Origin of the sequence: Lactobacillus sp. HBUAS51381 (genome assembly GCF_012641095.1) — a bacterium.
Taxonomy (GTDB): Bacteria; Bacillota; Bacilli; order Lactobacillales; family Lactobacillaceae; genus Levilactobacillus.
This window is the reverse complement of sequence record NZ_JAAVSC010000005.1, coordinates 49,449-67,158: the sequence shown is the minus strand read 5'-3', so window position 1 is coordinate 67,158 and position 17,710 is coordinate 49,449. Positions and strand designations below refer to the sequence as shown.

Sequence of the window (17,710 nt, the reverse complement as noted above, 5' to 3'; positions counted from 1 at the left end):
CAATTCACGGAAAGGAAGTGTGCAGATGGATCAATTATCAGCGGGAGTGCCCGTGATGATTCACCTAGAGACCCATATCAAACAAAACGATGATGTTTCTGACTATCAATTGGATGTTGACGGTCAGCTCGTCCAGATGGGGGCCAACCTGTACTTACGGTACCTCGAACCCGATAACGATACCGGGGAGAAGTCGCCGGTGACCATGAAGTTTACGCCGGAAGGGGAGGTACATCTGACCCGCAATGCCGAGGCAGAACTGCGCCTGCACTTCATCAGTGGTAAGCGTGTCACCGCCCGGTACAGCACCCCTTATGGCATCATGCCGATTGAAACCGTGACACCTTATTTGGAGACGAGTTTTAAGGAAAGACCGTTTAGCGGTAACGTTAAGATTGATTACTTACTCTATGCCGGTGAAGAATTAGTCGGGAACTACAAGATTCGATTGCAATTTACGGCATAAGCGAGTATCATATTTCGTAGACTGTGGAAAGGACGTGCACCAGTTTGGAATTAAAAGTCTTTGAGGGCCAGAATAAAAAGGAATTATCAATGATCGAAGTTGCGCACGCGATTTTGTCGCAACACGGCGATGTGATGGCATTTGCTGACTTAGCAAACGCCGTCCAAGCTTATTTAGGCGACAGCGATGCCGAGGTTCGTGACCGGCTGTCCCAATTCTATACGGATTTAAATGTCGATGGTAGTTTCATTTCTCTGGGTGATAACCTTTGGGGACTGCGAACTTGGTATCCGTTTGAATCCATCGATGAAGCGACGGTTCACGCTGAGGAAGATGAAGATCAACCTAAGCGTAAGAAGCGCAAGAAGGTTAACGCCTTCCTCGCCGACACGACCGATGACGATGACGTGATCGATTACGATGACGACGATCCAGAAGATGATGACACGACCGCTTACGCCGCTAATGACGACGATGACGATGATAGTGCCACCGGATCAGGGCCAGATCTGGGTAAATTACAGACCGGCTTAGGCATCGATGACGATGATGAAGAAGACGATACAGAAGACATCCCTGATGGTATCGAAGATCAGCTTTCACAAATGGAAGCCCCAGATGATGATACCGACAATCTCGACTTTTCCGCCGATGACGATGAAGCCGATGATGACGACGATGACGATAGTGATCAGAAATAAATTTTCAACGTTCGCTTGACCTTCAGCCAGAAAACAGGTACTATATTTTTTGGGCTCCTTACTACTCGTAGTGAGGACAACTGAACGGTGAAGTCGCTCCCTATTCCGAATGAATAGGGAGCTTTTTTATAGTTTTAAATCCCTAAATAATCTTACAAGGAGTTTGCACATGACCAAATATATTTTTGTGACTGGCGGCGTGGTTTCATCACTAGGTAAAGGGATTGTTGCGGCATCCCTGGGACGGCTACTTAAGAATCGCGGTCTCAACGTAACCATTCAGAAATTCGATCCGTACATCAACGTGGATCCCGGTACGATGAACCCTTATCAACACGGGGAAGTCTTCGTGACTGATGATGGGACCGAGACGGATTTGGACTTAGGTCATTACGAACGGTTCATCGATAACAATCTGAACAAGTACTCGAACGTGACGACTGGTAAGATTTATTCGGAAGTTTTGGAAAAAGAACGGCGCGGCGATTATCTGGGAGCAACTGTGCAAGTGATCCCTCATATCACCGGGATGATTAAAGAAAAGATTATGCGTGCCGGCAAGACGTTGGGCGCGGACTTCGTCATCACCGAAATTGGCGGGACCGTTGGGGATATTGAATCGCAACCGTTCCTGGAAGCCATTCGGCAAATGAAGTCTGAAGTGGGTGATGACAACGTCGTTTACATTCACACCACCCTGGTCCCAACGCTTCACGCGGCACACGAAATGAAGACAAAACCGACGCAACACTCCGTCCGGGAACTCCGGAGCATTGGGATTCAACCCAATATCTTAGTCGTTCGGACCGAGAATCACATTACCGATGAGATGCGGCAAAAGATTGCGTTGTTCTGTGACGTGCAACCTTCCGCGGTCATTGAATCGATGGACGTACCAACGATCTACTCGATCCCATTGCGTTTACAAGAACAAGGCTTGGACCAAATCGTCTTGGATCACTTCAAGGTGGAAGCGCCGAAGTCCGACATGACCAAGTGGTCGAAGATGGTTGATCACATGCAGAACCTGAAGCGGACCATCAAGATTGCCTTGGTAGGCAAGTACGTGGGCTTACACGACGCTTATATTTCTGTGGCGGAAGCTCTGCAACACGCGGGTTATCCGGTAGACGCCAAGATTGACCTCGATATGATTGATGCCGAAAAGATTACGCCAGCCAACGTTGCAGATATGGTGGGTGACGCGGACGGGATCATTGTACCAGGTGGTTTCGGTGATCGCGGGATTGAAGGCATGATCACGGCTATCAAGTACGCCCGGGAACAAGACGTGCCGTTCCTGGGTATCTGCTTAGGGATGCAGGTGGCCAGCATTGAATTTGCTCGCGATGTCCTGGGTTACAAGGACGCCAACTCAACCGAAATGGATCCGGAAACGAGCCACAAGATTATTGACCTGATGGCCGATCAAACGGACGTCCACGAAATGGGTGGCACCCAACGACTGGGTCTGTACCCTTGCAAGCTGAAGCCGGGTAGTAAGGCGGCCGCCGCTTACGATAACCAAGAAATGGTCCAGGAACGTCACCGTCACCGTTACGAATTCAACAACCAATACCGTGCTGAAATGGCCGCTAAGGGCCTGGTCTTCTCCGGAACTTCACCGGATGATCACTTGGTAGAAGTCATTGAATTACCAGAAAAGAAGTTCTTCGTGGCGTCCCAATACCACCCAGAATTCCTCTCCCGGCCAAACCGTCCGGAAGGGTTGTTCCGCGACTTTATTAAGGCTGCAAGTCAGAGTGCAGAATAAGGCGATTAGATCCCGAGCATTAACGTCGCTAAGTAAAAAAGCCCGGGTTTGGCTTTTTTGCTTAACGGGGTTAAGCGCAGGGATCTGCCTTATGGCGCACGTTTCGGCTATGTCAGGTTGGAGCGAATGCTTCGAACCAAAGTAGTGGTTAAACTGATAAAGCCTGGGCTTGGCTTTTGGCCTGATTGGGGTTAAGCGTAACTAGCTGCCTGCTGGAACACGTTTCGGCTATGTAGGCTGGATGACGTAAATGATCCTAGCTAGTCTTTGTCTAACATAAAAAATTAGAGGTTCAATTCACGTTTACGAATTGGGCCTCTTTTTTGGTCGGATATTAAACGTAATCTGTGTTCTGCCGTGGAATCCTATTCAAAACTGATGGTAATCGATATATTATTACACATGGTTTTAAAAAGAAGACTAACCAAACACCAGAGAAAGAGAAGCGGCATGCACGTGAAGTTCGAAATAAATGGCAGAATAAAGAATAGTATTAAGTAAAATAAATGATGAATGTACTTTAACCTGTGATGTTGGAAGCAATATTTTTCTAAAAAGAATTAAATCTGAAGTGAGAAATGGATTTTAGATAACATAGAAATAATGAAAAGAAAGAAGAAATTAAAATGAAAACTGGCTATGTAGATACTATCATTGACGAGAGAATGAAAGACGATAGGGTCAAGGCTGATATGATGAATGAAAAGGCAAAGTTAGATTTAGCGGTTAGTCTTATGGAAGCAAGAGAGAATGCTAATTTGACGCAAAAGGAACTAGCGACACTAGTGGGGACAAGTCAAAATGCGATTAGTCGTGTAGAAAATGGAAATGGAAATCCATCACTAAGAACGTTAACTAGAATTGCAGATGCTTTAAACCAACCGTTAGACATTAGATTCGGAAGTTAATAGGGATTTACTTGTACCCCGTCAGTCAACAAGTAATCATCAGAGAAAAAATCTAGTGATCGCATCAATTTAAAATTTTGTTTTTGAACTTGTCGGAGGTTTCTTGTAAATCATTCTTGGGGCAATGCTATTTCATTTGTTTTCAATATAGTATGGAATCAAAAGCACCACAATTTCTATCTTTCAGAAATTGTGGTGCTTTTTTTCGCCGATTTTTCAGGACTATTCGTCAATAATATTGGTCACGGCCGCTTCAATCGCCGGAATCAACGGACTGTTGGCGTCAATGCCGGTTTGATCGAAGCGCGCTTGCCACCAGTTTCGGCGAATCGTTTGGACTTGATCCACGATATTTTCACCCGTGGGTGTGAGCGTCAAGAGCTGCGTCTTACCGGTGCCAGGCGTTTTGGTGAGGTAGCCTAGACCTAATATCTTATTGACCTCGCGAGTGGTTAGGCCCTTATCAATGACCAAAGTTTTGGCAACTTGATTCTGACTGATTGCGGGGTGCTCATGAATGGTGAGCAGGACACAGGCGGCCGTGGGATTTAACCCCAACGTGGCAAAGGACTTGCGGGTGTCCTTATAATATTTGCGGTGTAAGATTGAGATATCCTGCGCCAAATAACCGAGATCTTTCATTGAAAATTCAATTCCTTTCCCCGAAATGTTCTGTGTTGACAAAACAACTTACGGCCATTATGATAGATTCAAGTTGACTTGTCAACACACTACAAAATATAAGGCGGGGTTCACGGTGAAAGATACGAAGACTGGTGCACAAGCACTGATTCAAAGCATGATTAATCAAGGCATTAAGTATGTTTTTGGTATTCCAGGAGCCAAGGTCGACCAATTATTTGAAGGGATTCAGTATAGTAAGGATCCCCGGGCACCGAAGCTCATCATTACGCGGCACGAACAGAATGCGGCGCTGATTGCTTCCGGAATTGGCCGCATCACGGGCAAGCCCGGTGTGGTCGCCACTACATCCGGTCCCGGTGTGTCCAATCTGACCACCAGTCTCATCACGGCGACAGCCGAAGGGGACCCCGTCGTGGCATTAGGCGGTCAAGTGCCCCAAGACGATATTGGCCGGTTGACCCACCAGAGTATTCCCAGCAAGGAATTGTTGAGTTCGGCCACGAAGTCCAGTGTGGAAGTTCAGAACGCCAATAGTTTGTCGGAAGCCTTTGCCAACGCCTATCAGACGGCCGTTGCGCCGAAAGCCGGGGCAACCTTCATCTCCCTACCACAGAATGTGTTAAACGGAACCGTTGATCGGCCAGAAATCAAGGCTGTGCCGACCGTCGATCAGGGAGTGGCGGATGCCGCTACTGTTGATGCGATTGTGGAGAAGATCCAACACGCCAAGTTGCCGGTTATTTTGGCCGGCATGCGCGCTTCCGCTAGTGATGTGACGGGCGCCATTCGGGAATTACTGCAACACGTGGCGATCCCCGTAGTCGAAACCTTCCAAGGGGCCGGTGTGGTTTCCCGCGACTTGGTCACCAACTACTTTGGTCGTGTGGGCCTGTTCCATAACCAAGTGGGTGATAATCTCCTGAAGCAAAGCGATCTGGTCATCACCGTGGGCTACGATCCCGTGGAATACGAAGCGCGGATCTGGAATGCTGATCGGACGGGGGACGTGATTAGTTTGGACAGCGTGGTTCCCGAAATCACGACGGACTATCAACCCCAAATGGTGGTTCACGCCGACATCGCCAAGACGTTGCGGGCCATTGTTCAAAAGCTCCCAGCCGATTGGGCGTTGGCCGAAGATGTGCAGGCCGATCTCGATAAGTCCGGTGAAACCTTGGCCGACCAAGCCGAGGCGCCGACTGCCGATGATGCGCACGGCATTCACCCCTTAGCCATTATTCAAGCGCTCCAAAATAAAGTGAACGACGAGACCACAGTAACGGTCGACGTCGGCAGTTTCTACATTTGGATGGCCCGGTACTTCCGAAGCTACCAGCCCCGACACCTGTTGTTCAGTAACGGGATGCAAACGTTGGGCGTGGCCTTTCCTTGGGCCATTGCGGCGGCGCTTGAACGGCCCGGCCAACCGATTGTTTCCGTCTCTGGTGATGGGGGCTTCCTCTTCTCCGGTCAAGAGTTGGAGACGGCGGTCCGGTTGAAATTGCCAATCGTTCACTTAATCTGGGACGACGGCGCCTATGACATGGTGAAATTTCAAGAAATTGCCAAATACGGTAAGGAAGCCGGTGTCAGCTTCGGTCCGGTCGACTATGTGAAGTACGCCGAAAGCTTTGGGGCGACTGGCTTACGGGTCGATCACGCGGCTGATTTAGCCAGCACTTTGGACCAGGCCTTCCAGGCCGAGGGACCGGTCATCGTTCAAATTCCAGTTGACTATCGGGACAATTTAAAACTAAAATCATTATTGTTGAAAGATGTCTTAAGCTAAAGGGAGTAATGATATGAACGAATCAACCTTGTATCAACACGGAACCTTGGCCCTACTGGTACCGGGCCTGTTGACGGGAACGTTGACGATGAAGGAATTGCTGGCGCACGGCGATACCGGGATTGGCACCGGCGAAGGTCTGGATGGTGAGCTGATTATCTTAGATGGCAAGCCGTATCAGGTCAACAGTCGTGGCGAGGTTAACGTGGTGTCTGAGACGTTTACGTTGCCATTTGCAAACAGTCATTTTGCGGCTTACCGGCCGTTGATGACGGTGGAGAATGCTACCCAAGAAGAACTGCACGATCAAGTGTTGGGCCTGACCCACGATAACAACACGTTCTTCTCCATTCTGGTGACGGGAACCTTTACGGACGTCAAGACCCGCGCGGTGGCCAAGTCCGCACGACCATTCAAGTCATTGGCAGAAACGGCTGAGCACCAGAGCGTGTTCGACCGCAAAGAAGTGGCCGGCACCTTGCTGGGTTACTACTCGCCACAGTTGTTCGATGGTGCCGCGGTCGGCGGTTACCACGACCACTTCTTAGCGGATACCCACGATTTTGGGGGGCATTTGCTAGAATTTGGCACGGTCACGGGGGATGTGCTGGTCCAGACCTTCTCCACGTTGGAACAACACCTGCCAATTGATGACGCAGCTTACCGGGAACACGATTTCTCAAAGGATGACATCACTAGCGCCATCCATCAAGCCGAATAAATCGAATTTAGGTTAATCGAAAGGCACGCCGGAAAATCAGAAATGATTTGCGGCGTGCCTTTTTAGAATGATTGTGTCGGTGTTACTTAAGATTCGGTACCTAAAGGTTGAAAGTTCATGAACGCGCTCCAGTCCTCAGCTGGTAAGGCTTATCGCCATTAAAGTAGTCATCAACAACCACCTGCGGCTGCCTGCATCTCTGGCTGCCTCCGGTTACGGTGGTTGAAAATCCCTAAATGTGCGGTGACATCGCTGGAATGGCAACGTTCATCCAGCTTAATTGTGTACGTCACGTGTAGCCGTGAGTGAGCCAAATTTGGTCTCAGCCGTGGGAGTTTCCAAGTATTCTGCTTGGAAACTGGCGTCTTTGAGACGTGAACTTCGGCTCAAAGCGAGGGAAAAGACAGGGCTTTGGCTTTTCCCGGTCCCTCCCACAGCGTTCCAGACCAAATTTGGCGAACGGTAAGGCGGCCAGCATGCGACTATCATATCATAATGGTTGTTATCCTTGCCACCGCGGGCGACACGCAGAAGCTATTCCGAACGCAACGCCGTGGCCGCATCTTTCTTAGCTGCCATTCGTGCTGGAATGTGACCCCCAAGCATGGTTAAGACGGTACTAATCACAATCAGAATAATCCCGTGAACGGGGTTCAAATGCGCCACATTGCTCAGGTCAGTAATGCTCTTTAAGACCACGTTGATCGGGAAGGTCAGCAGCCAAGCAATCACGACCCCCAAGATCCCGGAACCGACACCTAGAATAAAGGTTTCGGCATCAAATACCCGCGTAATATCCTTCTTCCGGGCCCCTAAGGCCTTCAGAATCCCAATTTCTTTGGTTCGTTCGAGGACGGACGTGTAGGTGATGATGGCAATCATGATCATACTCGTCACCAGGGAAATTCCGGCAAAAGCGACTAAGACGTAAGTGATGGCACTCATCAAGCCACCAGTCAGGTCGGAAACGGTTCCGGCCATATCGGTGTAAATAACCTTGTCCGCCTTGCTCTTGCCATGGTTGTACTTGTCCAAGTAAGTCAGGACTTTATCCTTGTTCTTAAAGGTGTTCGGGTAGATCAGGATGCCAGAAGGGGTGGTGGAGCCACCGAGGTAGCTAATCAGGCTGGTCTTCGTATCCTTATTAACGGACTGCCCGGTCATGACGTTACTGTCGGCCTTCTTTTGGGCCTTAACAATGTCGGAATTTTTGTTGGCCTTAATGATGTTCTGTGTCAACTTGTCGCTATAAATAATTCCGGAAGACAGCACATTTTCAGAGGACTTGGACTTAACGCGTAAGATCCCGGCGATCCGAATGGTTGTGTTGTTCTTGTTATTGTAGAGGCTGTTCGTGGCCTTGTTCGGCACGTAATTGCCGGTGGGCAGGCTCTGGTAGTAGTCATTGTTGGTGACCACCTTGAACTTAGTCCCGACGATCTTGTTGTAGTTCAACTTTTGATTGTCCTTCACATCAAAGTTCAAGTTTTTCAGGGCATTGATGTTGGTCGAGTTATCCCGATCAACCAGCAGTATCACATCGTTGGCGCTCTTGGGATAGCTTCCGGCGAGAACCTTGTAGTGTTTCTTTAAGAAGTTGGTCCCACCGTCACTGGCACTGGGATATACGGACCCACCAACGCCGGTCGAGCTCGCCATTGCCGCGGACATAGCGCTACCGCTGTTGGCACTACTACTGTCCGTGTTGGAGAAGCTGACGGTCTTGGTCTTACCGTTGGTTTGCCGGAGCAGATTCATGCCCGTGGCGTAGGTGTAGGTGATGTTCTTACTTAAGTCATGGTTAATGTTTTTAACATAGTTTAAGTAACTTTTGGTAATCTTGTTTTGGTGAACGGATTTGTCCGCGTCACTGACCTTAGCCACAACTTTCGTTGACTTCGTGGTTTTCTTGTTGTTTTGCGGCCCCGTCGTGGTTGAATCCTGAGCCGTTTGCGAAATGGTGATGGGGAACTGCGCTAAGGTATTGGACTGGGTCTTGTTAATCTGGGTTTGGAACCCATTGGAGAGTGCCAGCACAATGGCGATCCCGATGATCCCAATACTGGAGGCGAAGGCCGTCAGTGCGGTTCGCCCCTTCTTCGTCCGAATGTTGTTAAAGGACAGCTTCAGTGCCGTCCAGAACGTCATCTTGGTCTTCTTTAACTTAAATTGGGCGGCATCGGTGTGCCCGTCATAGGGGTTGGAATCGTGTTGAATCTGACCATCGGCGAATTCGATGATCCGATCCGCGTATTCGTGGGCCAGTTCGGGGTTATGCGTGACCATGATGACCAGCCGTTCGGCGGAAAGTTCCTTGATCAGCTGCATGATCTCTTCACTGGTCGCCGTATCCAACGCCCCGGTGGGTTCGTCACACAGCAGGATTTCGGGTTCGTTGGCGATGGCCCGGGCGATGGCGACCCGTTGCAGTTGCCCACCGGATAATTGGTTGGGCTTCTTGTTGATGTGGTCGGTCAGGCCCACACGATCGAGGGCTTTGAGTGCCTTTTCCTTCTTTTCAGTGTTGGAGACGCCACTCAGGGTCATCCCCATTTCCACGTTGTCGAGGATGCTTAGGTGACTGATGATGTTGTAGCTTTGGAAGATGAAGCCCACGGAGTTGTTCCGGTAGGCGTCCCAATCCGCGGCGGAATAGTCCTTGGTGGAGCGGCCCTCGATGGCCAGATCACCGGAGTCGTAAATATCCAGTCCGCCGATCCCGTTCAACAGGGTCGTCTTCCCGGAACCGCTGGGGCCCAGAATGGCGACGAATTCTTGAGAACGAAATGCAACAGAAACGTCGTCGAGGGCTTTCGTGACGGAGTCGCCCACGTAGTAATACTTTTTGATATGTTTGAGTTCCAGCATTTAAAATAATCCTTCCATTTTTGTGAATTCGGCTGTTGTTCACGGTGTATTTCTGATAAACTAGACATTAATGCAACACCGTGTCTTACATCATAGAAATAAATCAGCGGTTTGGCAAGCATCAATGTAAGCAGGACTGTTGTCAAAACAACACTTTAAACACGACTGTTGCGTCAATAGCAAGTCGATTGCGTGGGGTTAGGGACCAAGGTTAGTTAAGTCACGTAACTTACCGAATACGAGCGTTGTTGGGCGACGTGAAACGATGGTCGATAGAAAATAGGCTTAAGCAAGTGGCTCTGTTCGACTGAGATTAACTTTACAGGAAGTTGGGCCAAAGCGCACGTAAAGTCGCTTATAATTAATCTGTTGACTGGTCCACTGGCTCCTGAACAGTATAGGAGTGAAAGCGATGGTTGGGGTCAAAAATAATCGGCGGGCACGGTATACGCAACGTGTGATTCAGGAGACCGTGCTCTCTTTACTGCAGAGTAAACCGATTAACGCCATTTCGGTAACCGAGGTTTGTGCCCGGGCAGATGTTAACCGGACAACGTTTTATCGGTACTATACGGATGTTTATGATTGCGTCGAAAGTATTGAGCAGGCGTTTGTCCGGTCCTTACATCCGTTGACGGGGGCGACACCTAGTCAGGCGTTAGAGCATCTCTTGACGGCGTTCTATGAAGATAAAAAATTAAGTAATCTGGTCTTCGCCGAAGGAAAAACCAAGTTGCTGGACCGGATGCAGGAGCTGATGGTTCAAAGCAAGATTCAACCGCCTTTGATTGAAGACTACCAAGACGCTTACATCGGTGCCGGGCTACAGAATATTTTGAAAAAATGGGTAAAAGACGGAATGCCCGAACCGCCGCATCAACTGACACAAATTATTATCGACACCATTTTGGCGCGGAACCTTGATGACCTTCGAGACAAGATTTTATAGGGGCTAATATTACATTTTAGCCAGAATACCGGGAAAGTATTGTCTTTTTGCCCGGCATTATTTATCATGGTATCTGACTGTATGGAATTAATATGGAAGATTATTAAGTGAGGATAGCTTCATAATGAAAAAAATGATAATTCACGGCGGCCGTCGTCTTTCTGGAGAAGTGACGATTGGTGGCGCCAAAAATAGCACAGTGGCCTTAATTCCGGCAGCGATTTTAGCTGATACGCCGGTCCGTTTTGATATGGTACCGGATATCCTTGACGTGCACAATTTAATGTTAATTCTGAAATCAATGAATGTGCATTCTACATTTGAAGATGGGGTCTTAACCATTGATCCCACTGAGATTGTGGAAGCACCGTTACCAAGCAAGGCGATTAAAAGCCTGCGCGCATCTTATTATTTTATGGGGTCCTTGTTGGGGCGGTTCCAACGGGCCACACTGAGTTTCCCGGGCGGCGACAACATTGGCCCGCGGCCCATCGATCAACATATCAAGGCCTTTGAAGCCTTAGGTGCTACGGTGGAAGAACACGAAGGGACCGTGCGCATTACAACCGGTCCTGAGGGGCTTCACGGTGCCCGGATCTTCTTAGACATGGTCTCCGTGGGGGCCACCATCAATTCGATTCTGGCGGCCGTTAAAGCAGTAGGCACCACGGTGATTGAAAATGCCGCGAAAGAACCTGAAATCATTGACGTGGCGACATTTTTGAACAACATGGGGGCCCATATTCGGGGTGCTGGGACGGATGTTATTCGCATTGAGGGCGTACCAACGCTCCGGGCGATGAACACCCATACGATTATTCCCGACCGAATTGAAGCCGGAACATACTTATCGATGGCCGCTGCGATGGGGGATGGCGTGGTCATTAAGAACGTGATCCCTGAACATTTGGAGGCTTTTACCGCCAAGATGATCGAGATGGGCGTGCCATTGGAGATTAGCGAGGACAGCATTTACGTCCCACATGCCGAGAATCTAAAGCCCATTCGCATTAAGACGATGCCGTTCCCAGGCTTTGCGACGGATCTGCAGCAACCCTTGACGCCGTTATTGTTTCGGGCAAACGGCAGCAGTGTGGTGATCGATACCATTTATCCCAAGCGAATTAAGCACATCGCCGAGTTACGGAAGATGGGCGCACACATTCGCTCCGAGGATGACATGATTGTGGTTGATCCGAGCGATGATCTCATTGGCAGTCAAGTACAGGCGGGTGAGATTCGGGCCGGTGCGGCGCTGGTCATCACCGGCTTGATGGCCAATGGGGATACAATTATCGAGGAAGCCGACAACATTTTACGAGGCTATGATCGCATCGTAGATAAACTAACAGCGTTGAATGCCGACGTGGAAATTGTGAGTAAGGCAAGTTTGGTAGAAAACGGCCAAGATTAAAGATTGCTCGAAGATGATTTTCATGGTATAATTCAACGGTTGACGATTAAATCAATCTCTGGCTCAGTAAATGAACCAGGGCAAAGGAGCGTAATACATTATGAAGCAAGGAATTCATCCAGATTACCGCGAAGTTGTGTTCCAAGACTCAAGTACTGGTTTCCAGTTCTTGTCTGGTTCAACTGCAACTTCTGACGAAACGGTTGAATGGGAAGATGGCAACACTTACCCATTAATCCGTGTCGAAATTTCTTCAGATTCACATCCATTCTACACGGGTAAGCAAAAGTTTACTCAAGCCGATGGTGCCGTGGATCGGTTCAACAAGAAGTACGGTTTGGCAAACGACTAATTATAATAAATATGATTTGTCGCCGGTGGCAGTGTTCAACTGCCGCCGGTTTTTTTATATTATCTAAAGGTTGAAAGATAGAAAACAGCTAGGACTCCTGGTGTGACAAGGATATCACCCTTTATAATATGATTGTCGCGTACTGACCGCCTTACCGTTCGCCAAATTTGGTCTGGATCACGGTGGGAAGGATCGGAAAAAGCCAAAGTGCTGTCTTTTCCCTCGCTTTGAGCCGTCAGCCCACTGCCGTCTTGTCATCAACATAGTCGAAACGTGCGTCAACAGGCAACTGGCTCCGCTTAACACTGATAGACAAATAATCCAAAGGCAGGATTATCCGCTTATCAGCGTTAATGCTCACCAGTTAACCGCCTGTAGGCACACTCTTATCAACGGCTGAGACCAAATTTAGCTCACTCACGGCTACATGGAATGTGAGCAACGATTGTGGTCGAACGTTGCCAGCCCAGCAATGTGATGGCACATTTCGTGGTTTTCAACTTCTGTAACCGGAGGCAGACAGAGATGGAGGTAGCCGTGACAGCGGTGTTAGCTGTGCAACAGCTTACAGCGCGGGACGTGTTTGGAGACTGACGGTCTTGGTCAGGCTTCAAACCGAGCCGGAGGACCGCTTCTCAGGCCGCAGGCGGTCCCCACAGCGCCGGAATATCTGGCAGCCGCAGGTGGTCGTTGATGACCAATTTAATGGGGATAAGCCTTACCAGCTGGGGACTGGAGCGTGTTCGTGAACTTTCAACCTTTAGCTTAAAATGAATCACCACAGTGTGTTAGATACTTGAAGAGGAGGGATCTTAGATGAAGGTCATTATTGTCGGCAGCACCCATGCGGGCACGAACGCTGCCATTCAAATTTTACGAGATCACCCGGACACGGACGTCACGATTTACGAACGCCACCGGACAGTCTCCTTTTTGTCGACTGGAATTTCCCTGTTTCTAGACGGACAGGTGAAGCACCTCGAAGATATGTTCTATTCCTCGCCAGCCGAATTGACGCGGCTGGGAGCTAAGGTGAAGACCCAACACAACGTTTTGCGGATTGATGCCGATCGCCAGCAGGTTGAGGTCGTCGATATGGTGACCGGTAAGATCAGCACGGTAACCTACGATCGACTGATCATGGCGACGGGGTCGACGGTCAATGTGCCACCGGTCTTTGGCGTCGAGAATGACCGGGTCCTATTATGCAAGACGTATGAGCAGGCGAAGGCCATCTACCGGGCGGCCAAAGATCAGCGACGCATTGCGATCGTGGGCGGCGGCTATATCGGCACCGAATTGGCGGAAAGCTATGCGCGGACGGGGCACGATGTGTTACTGCTACAGTCGCGTGATATCCTCCTTGATCATTATGTCGATGCGAATCTATCGGCTGAGGTCGTGGCGATTCTGAAGGCCCACGGCGTTAAGGTGGACTTAAACAGTCGGGTTACGGCGTTTGAGGAGCAAGGTGATCAACTGGTCATTACGGCGGGATCGGCCACGTATCAGGCCGATCTGGCAATTGTTTGTACCGGATTTGTCCCCAATACGCGGCTACTTCGCGGTCAGGTGAAAATGGATCGTCACGGGGCCATCCTGATTAATGATTATTTGCAGACGTCGAATCCCAATATTCTGGCCTGTGGCGATGCCAGCGTGGTTAAATTTAATCCAACTGGACAGACCGCGTATACGCCGTTAGCCACGAACGCGGTCCGGCAGGGCTTACTCGCCGGCAAAAACGTGTTTGGACCCGTGCAACGGTATTTGGGAACCCAGGCTTCCTCCGTCATCCAGTTATTCGGCCGAACCTTGGCCTCATCCGGGTTAACGTTGCGGCACGCCCAGTCGGCCGGGCTAAACGCGGCGAGCGTGACGTATCGTGGGACTTGGCGACCGTCCTACATGCCCAGCACGGCCGCACTGATGATTAATCTCGTCTATAATCGCGATGATCGGCGAATCCTGGGTATTCAGTTGTTCAGTAAGCATGAGGTTGCCCAATCGGCTAACGCGGTCTCAATTGCGATTCAGAACCGTAACACAATTGATGATTTGGCTTTTGTCGACCTGCTGTTCAATCCCAATTTTGATGCGCCCTTTAATTACTTGAATCTTGTGGCACAGTTGGCGGTGGCTCAGGAAAGGCGTCACGGCAATGATCACCCCCGATTATCGGCTGGTCTTAACCGAAAATAGATAGAGTGAAGCTGATTGAATGGGATATGCTTTGACAAATTCGGTTAATTGGTAGACAATACATTATCAGAACTAAAATGCTGGGTTGTGCGCGCCGCCGTTGCAAATAATCGGCTTAAGTCGTGATAAATCAGGGTTTAGGCAAAAAAATCATCCAATCATTGGACGAATTTAACCAGGATATCGTGATAGTATTCGCGATGCGTGACCCATCGGTTGTGGCGGCCATCGCGGCAATCAAGCATTGGTGTAAAAAGTTTCAGACTACAAGGGGGAACCATTGATGAAGGTCATTATCGTCGGTAGCACGCATGCGGGAACTAATGCCGCTATCCAAATTTTACGGGATCATCCGGAAACGGACGTCACCATTTATGAGCGGCATACGAATGTGTCATTTTTATCGACCGGTATTTCACTGTTTTTAGACGGACAAGTCAAGCATCTGGAGGACATGTTCTATTCGTCTCCCGAGGAATTGACCCGGATGGGGGCCAACGTTCTGACGCGCCACAATGTGATCAACATTGATGCGGCGCAAAAGACCGTGGACGTCGTCGATATGGATTCGGGCGAGATGACCACTGATCACTACGACAAGCTAATCATGGCGACGGGGTCCACCGTCAACGTTCCCCCAATCTTTGGGATTGACGAAGACATGGTCCTGTTGTGCAAAAACTATGAGCAGGCTAAGGCGGTCTACCAAGCCGCTAAGGATCACAACCGCATCGCCATTATTGGGGGCGGGTACATCGGCACCGAGTTGGCCGAAAGCTATGCGCGAACGGGTCACGATGTGCTGTTGATCCAGTCGCAGGACATTCTGTTGGACCATTACGTGGACCAGAATCTTTCGGACAAGGTCGTCGATATCTTACGAGACCAAGGCGTGGAGGTCGTGTTAAACAACCGCGTCACGGCCTTTAGACAGGATGATGAGGGCTTGGTGATTGAGACCCTCAACGGGGACTATCGCGCGGATGTGGCCATTGTCAGCACCGGTTTTGTGCCGAATACGGCCCTGTTACGCGGCCAGGTCAAGATGGATCGTCACGGGGCGATTATCATCAATGATTACATTCAATCATCCGACCCCGACATTTTTGCCTGTGGCGACGCCAGCGTGGTGAACTTTAATCCGACGGGGCAACCGGCCTACACGCCGTTGGCCACGAATGCGGTGCGGCAAGGCATGCTGGCGGGAATCAACGTCTTCGGCCATCTCCAGCGTTATTTGGGCACGCAAGCGACCTCAGCGATCAATATCTTTGGCCGCACGCTGGCTTCGTCCGGGCTAACGTTACGTCACGCGGATTCGGCGGGATTGCGTGCAGATAGCGTGACGTTCGAAACAACCTGGCGTCCAGAATATATGCCAACCACGGATCGGCTGTTGATTAATTTGGTCTATGACCGAGACGATCGCCGGGTGTTGGGGATTCAGTTGTTCAGTAAGCATGAGGTCGCGCAATCGGCTAATGCCGTGTCCATTGCGATTCAGAATCGCAATACGATTGATGACCTCGCCTTTGTAGACATGTTGTTCAATCCTAACTTTGATGATACGTTTAATTTCTTGAATTTAGCCGCGCAGATGGCGGTTGCCCAGGAGGCCAAACGGGGGAATACGACGCCCCGAGTGACGGCGGGCATTGATCCCGAAGTCGACGATTAGAGACAGATAATGGAAGCGATGGCCAATTAATGGGGGTCATCACTTTTTTTGATTCATCGAGGCCCGGCGTAACCGACTCAAACGGCCATCGCCCATTTTGGGGAGGGAATGGTAACCACGTCGTAAAACGAGGGGGTTCCCTTTGTTTTTGCGGCCAGTTGGGGTAGACTTTTTAAGGAAGCGTTGATTAAGGGGGAGTGCGCTATGGCAGAAAAGAAACGGCAGCCGCGTCGTTGGCGGTGGTTTTGGACAACCATCTTTATTATTTTAATCATTATCTCGCTCGGGCTCATCTTTAACGAGCAGATTAAGAACTGGTTGATTTCTTCCTATCAACCGCAGATCTCGAAGAAGTCGGTTCAAAACAACGAGAAGAAGAAAGCCTCGTACGACTTCAGCAAGGTCAAGTCGTTGGACTTTTCAACGGTAGCCAACGCGCGTTGGAATACGGCAAACATCCACGTGGTGGGGGAAATTTACATGCCCCAATCCAAGATTCACTTGCCGATTGCCAAGGGTGTGAGCAACGAGGTGTTGGCCTTAACCGCCGGAACCATGCGGCCAGATCAGAAAATGGGGCAAGGTAACTATCCGTTGGCAGGGCATCACATGACCTCGCAAACGATTTTATTTAGTCCGTTGTATTGGAAGACCCGCGTCGGGCAAAAGATTTATCTGACCAACGCCAAACAGGTTTTTGTCTATACCGTGAGCGTGCGCAAGTTTATTCCGGCCACGGATGTCAAGGTCGTCGATCAGACCCACAAAAAGATGGTGACGTTGATTACCTGTGATGCGACTGGGGCCAATCGTCTGATGATTCGGGGAAATTATGTGAAGCAGATGGCCTATAAGAACGCACCGGTTTCCGTGCAAAAGGGCTTCCACAGTGGATTTAACAACAAAAATTAAAGAAATTCCGACATTTTTTGCGTAAATGCAAAAAATGTTATTTTTTTTGAAATTTTTTGGCTTGTGAAATTTCAGCGTCAGTTTAGCGGGCCCAATCGACAAGAATCCAATAGATACAGGGTCTGAACAAGTTGGTTTAATTAATCAACCAAAACGGGGAGTGAGCAAATACCCTATAAACTAAAATGGAATATGGCTGAAATCAGTGCTCAATTTTTAAATGTAAACTAAAATCACAAACTGGACGTCATCGTAAATAGCCTTATAAAGGCCGGCACATAGGCGTTTCAGGCAATGAAAGTGTACCCTATAAACGTAATAAAAGCCCATT

At 49.4% G+C, this 17,710-nt stretch carries 15 protein-coding genes; 13 read left to right on the top strand and 2 right to left on the bottom strand.

Annotated elements, in window-relative coordinates:
- The first annotated feature begins 25 nt into the window (after positions 1-25).
- From HEQ50_RS02930 to HEQ50_RS02910, 5 genes are all read left to right on the top strand, one after another.
- Complete coding sequence (locus tag HEQ50_RS02930; protein WP_168899040.1) at positions 26-466, top strand: DUF1934 domain-containing protein; 441 nt, start codon at positions 26-28, stop codon at positions 464-466.
- A gap of 44 nt (positions 467-510) precedes the next feature.
- The gene (gene rpoE / locus HEQ50_RS02925) at positions 511-1,167 is read left to right on the top strand and encodes a DNA-directed RNA polymerase subunit delta (protein ID WP_168899039.1); all 657 of its coding nucleotides are present in this window, start codon (positions 511-513) and stop codon (positions 1,165-1,167) included.
- A 169-nt stretch (positions 1,168-1,336) separates the two neighbouring features.
- On the top strand, positions 1,337-2,941 hold the full coding sequence (locus HEQ50_RS02920; protein WP_168899038.1) for a CTP synthase: 1,605 nt from the start codon (positions 1,337-1,339) through the stop codon (positions 2,939-2,941).
- Between the two features lie 347 nt (positions 2,942-3,288).
- Complete coding sequence (locus HEQ50_RS12870) at positions 3,289-3,432, top strand: type II toxin-antitoxin system RelE/ParE family toxin (protein WP_168899037.1); 144 nt, start codon at positions 3,289-3,291, stop codon at positions 3,430-3,432.
- A 135-nt stretch (positions 3,433-3,567) separates the two neighbouring features.
- The gene (locus HEQ50_RS02910) at positions 3,568-3,849 is read left to right on the top strand and encodes a helix-turn-helix domain-containing protein (RefSeq protein ID WP_168899036.1); all 282 of its coding nucleotides are present in this window, start codon (positions 3,568-3,570) and stop codon (positions 3,847-3,849) included.
- A 222-nt stretch (positions 3,850-4,071) separates the two neighbouring features.
- Here HEQ50_RS02910 and HEQ50_RS02905 read toward each other — a convergent pair whose 3' ends face one another.
- Positions 4,072-4,491 (bottom strand): MarR family winged helix-turn-helix transcriptional regulator, encoded by a 420-nt coding sequence (locus tag HEQ50_RS02905; RefSeq protein ID WP_168899035.1) that lies wholly within the window; start codon positions 4,489-4,491, stop codon positions 4,072-4,074.
- A gap of 115 nt (positions 4,492-4,606) precedes the next feature.
- Between HEQ50_RS02905 and alsS the strand changes: the two genes are divergently transcribed.
- Both alsS and budA read left to right on the top strand, forming a co-directional pair.
- Positions 4,607-6,283, top strand: coding sequence for an acetolactate synthase AlsS (alsS, locus tag HEQ50_RS02900; RefSeq protein ID WP_168899034.1), 1,677 nt, complete (start codon positions 4,607-4,609; stop codon positions 6,281-6,283).
- A gap of 13 nt (positions 6,284-6,296) precedes the next feature.
- Positions 6,297-7,004, top strand: coding sequence for an acetolactate decarboxylase (budA, locus tag HEQ50_RS02895; protein WP_168899033.1), 708 nt, complete (start codon positions 6,297-6,299; stop codon positions 7,002-7,004).
- A 534-nt stretch (positions 7,005-7,538) separates the two neighbouring features.
- Here budA and HEQ50_RS02890 read toward each other — a convergent pair.
- The gene (locus HEQ50_RS02890) at positions 7,539-9,872 is read right to left on the bottom strand and encodes an ATP-binding cassette domain-containing protein (RefSeq protein ID WP_168899032.1); all 2,334 of its coding nucleotides are present in this window, start codon (positions 9,870-9,872) and stop codon (positions 7,539-7,541) included.
- A gap of 412 nt (positions 9,873-10,284) precedes the next feature.
- On the opposite strand from HEQ50_RS02890, the gene HEQ50_RS02885 reads away from it, so the two are divergent.
- The 6 genes from HEQ50_RS02885 to HEQ50_RS02860 all read left to right on the top strand — a co-directional run bounded on the left by HEQ50_RS02885 (position 10,285) and on the right by HEQ50_RS02860 (position 17,379).
- Entirely contained in the window at positions 10,285-10,821 is a 537-nt protein-coding gene (locus HEQ50_RS02885) for a TetR/AcrR family transcriptional regulator (RefSeq protein WP_168899031.1), read from the top strand.
- Positions 10,822-10,945: 124 nt separating this feature from the next.
- Positions 10,946-12,235, top strand: coding sequence for a UDP-N-acetylglucosamine 1-carboxyvinyltransferase (locus tag HEQ50_RS02880; RefSeq protein ID WP_168899030.1), 1,290 nt, complete (start codon positions 10,946-10,948; stop codon positions 12,233-12,235).
- A 100-nt stretch (positions 12,236-12,335) separates the two neighbouring features.
- Positions 12,336-12,587: a type B 50S ribosomal protein L31 gene (locus HEQ50_RS02875; protein WP_168899029.1), complete on the top strand. Its 252-nt coding sequence runs from the start codon at positions 12,336-12,338 to the stop codon at positions 12,585-12,587.
- A gap of 816 nt (positions 12,588-13,403) precedes the next feature.
- The gene (locus tag HEQ50_RS02870; RefSeq protein ID WP_168899028.1) at positions 13,404-14,789 is read left to right on the top strand and encodes an FAD-dependent oxidoreductase; all 1,386 of its coding nucleotides are present in this window, start codon (positions 13,404-13,406) and stop codon (positions 14,787-14,789) included.
- A gap of 283 nt (positions 14,790-15,072) precedes the next feature.
- Positions 15,073-16,467, top strand: a complete 1,395-nt coding sequence (locus HEQ50_RS02865) for an FAD-dependent oxidoreductase (protein WP_168899027.1) — start codon at positions 15,073-15,075, stop codon at positions 16,465-16,467.
- A 204-nt stretch (positions 16,468-16,671) separates the two neighbouring features.
- Complete coding sequence (locus tag HEQ50_RS02860; protein ID WP_168899026.1) at positions 16,672-17,379, top strand: class A sortase; 708 nt, start codon at positions 16,672-16,674, stop codon at positions 17,377-17,379.
- Positions 17,380-17,710: the final 331 nt, after the last annotated feature.

What these genes read in the sequence shown, in the direction of transcription:
- HEQ50_RS02865 (WP_168899027.1), top strand. Translation starts at nt 15,073, where the DNA reads ATGAAGGTCATTATCGTCGGTAGCACGCATGCGGGAACTAATGCCGCT.
- HEQ50_RS02875 (WP_168899029.1), top strand. Translation starts at nt 12,336, where the DNA reads ATGAAGCAAGGAATTCATCCAGATTACCGCGAAGTTGTGTTCCAAGAC.
- HEQ50_RS02910 (WP_168899036.1), top strand. Translation starts at nt 3,568, where the DNA reads ATGAAAACTGGCTATGTAGATACTATCATTGACGAGAGAATGAAAGAC.
- HEQ50_RS02880 (WP_168899030.1), top strand. Translation starts at nt 10,946, where the DNA reads ATGAAAAAAATGATAATTCACGGCGGCCGTCGTCTTTCTGGAGAAGTG.
- HEQ50_RS02920 (WP_168899038.1), top strand. Translation starts at nt 1,337, where the DNA reads ATGACCAAATATATTTTTGTGACTGGCGGCGTGGTTTCATCACTAGGT.
- HEQ50_RS02885 (WP_168899031.1), top strand. Translation starts at nt 10,285, where the DNA reads ATGGTTGGGGTCAAAAATAATCGGCGGGCACGGTATACGCAACGTGTG.
- budA (WP_168899033.1), top strand. Translation starts at nt 6,297, where the DNA reads ATGAACGAATCAACCTTGTATCAACACGGAACCTTGGCCCTACTGGTA.
- HEQ50_RS02890 (WP_168899032.1), bottom strand. Translation starts at nt 9,872, where the DNA reads ATGCTGGAACTCAAACATATCAAAAAGTATTACTACGTGGGCGACTCC.
- HEQ50_RS02905 (WP_168899035.1), bottom strand. Translation starts at nt 4,491, where the DNA reads ATGAAAGATCTCGGTTATTTGGCGCAGGATATCTCAATCTTACACCGC.
- HEQ50_RS02870 (WP_168899028.1), top strand. Translation starts at nt 13,404, where the DNA reads ATGAAGGTCATTATTGTCGGCAGCACCCATGCGGGCACGAACGCTGCC.
- HEQ50_RS02860 (WP_168899026.1), top strand. Translation starts at nt 16,672, where the DNA reads ATGGCAGAAAAGAAACGGCAGCCGCGTCGTTGGCGGTGGTTTTGGACA.
- HEQ50_RS02930 (WP_168899040.1), top strand. Translation starts at nt 26, where the DNA reads ATGGATCAATTATCAGCGGGAGTGCCCGTGATGATTCACCTAGAGACC.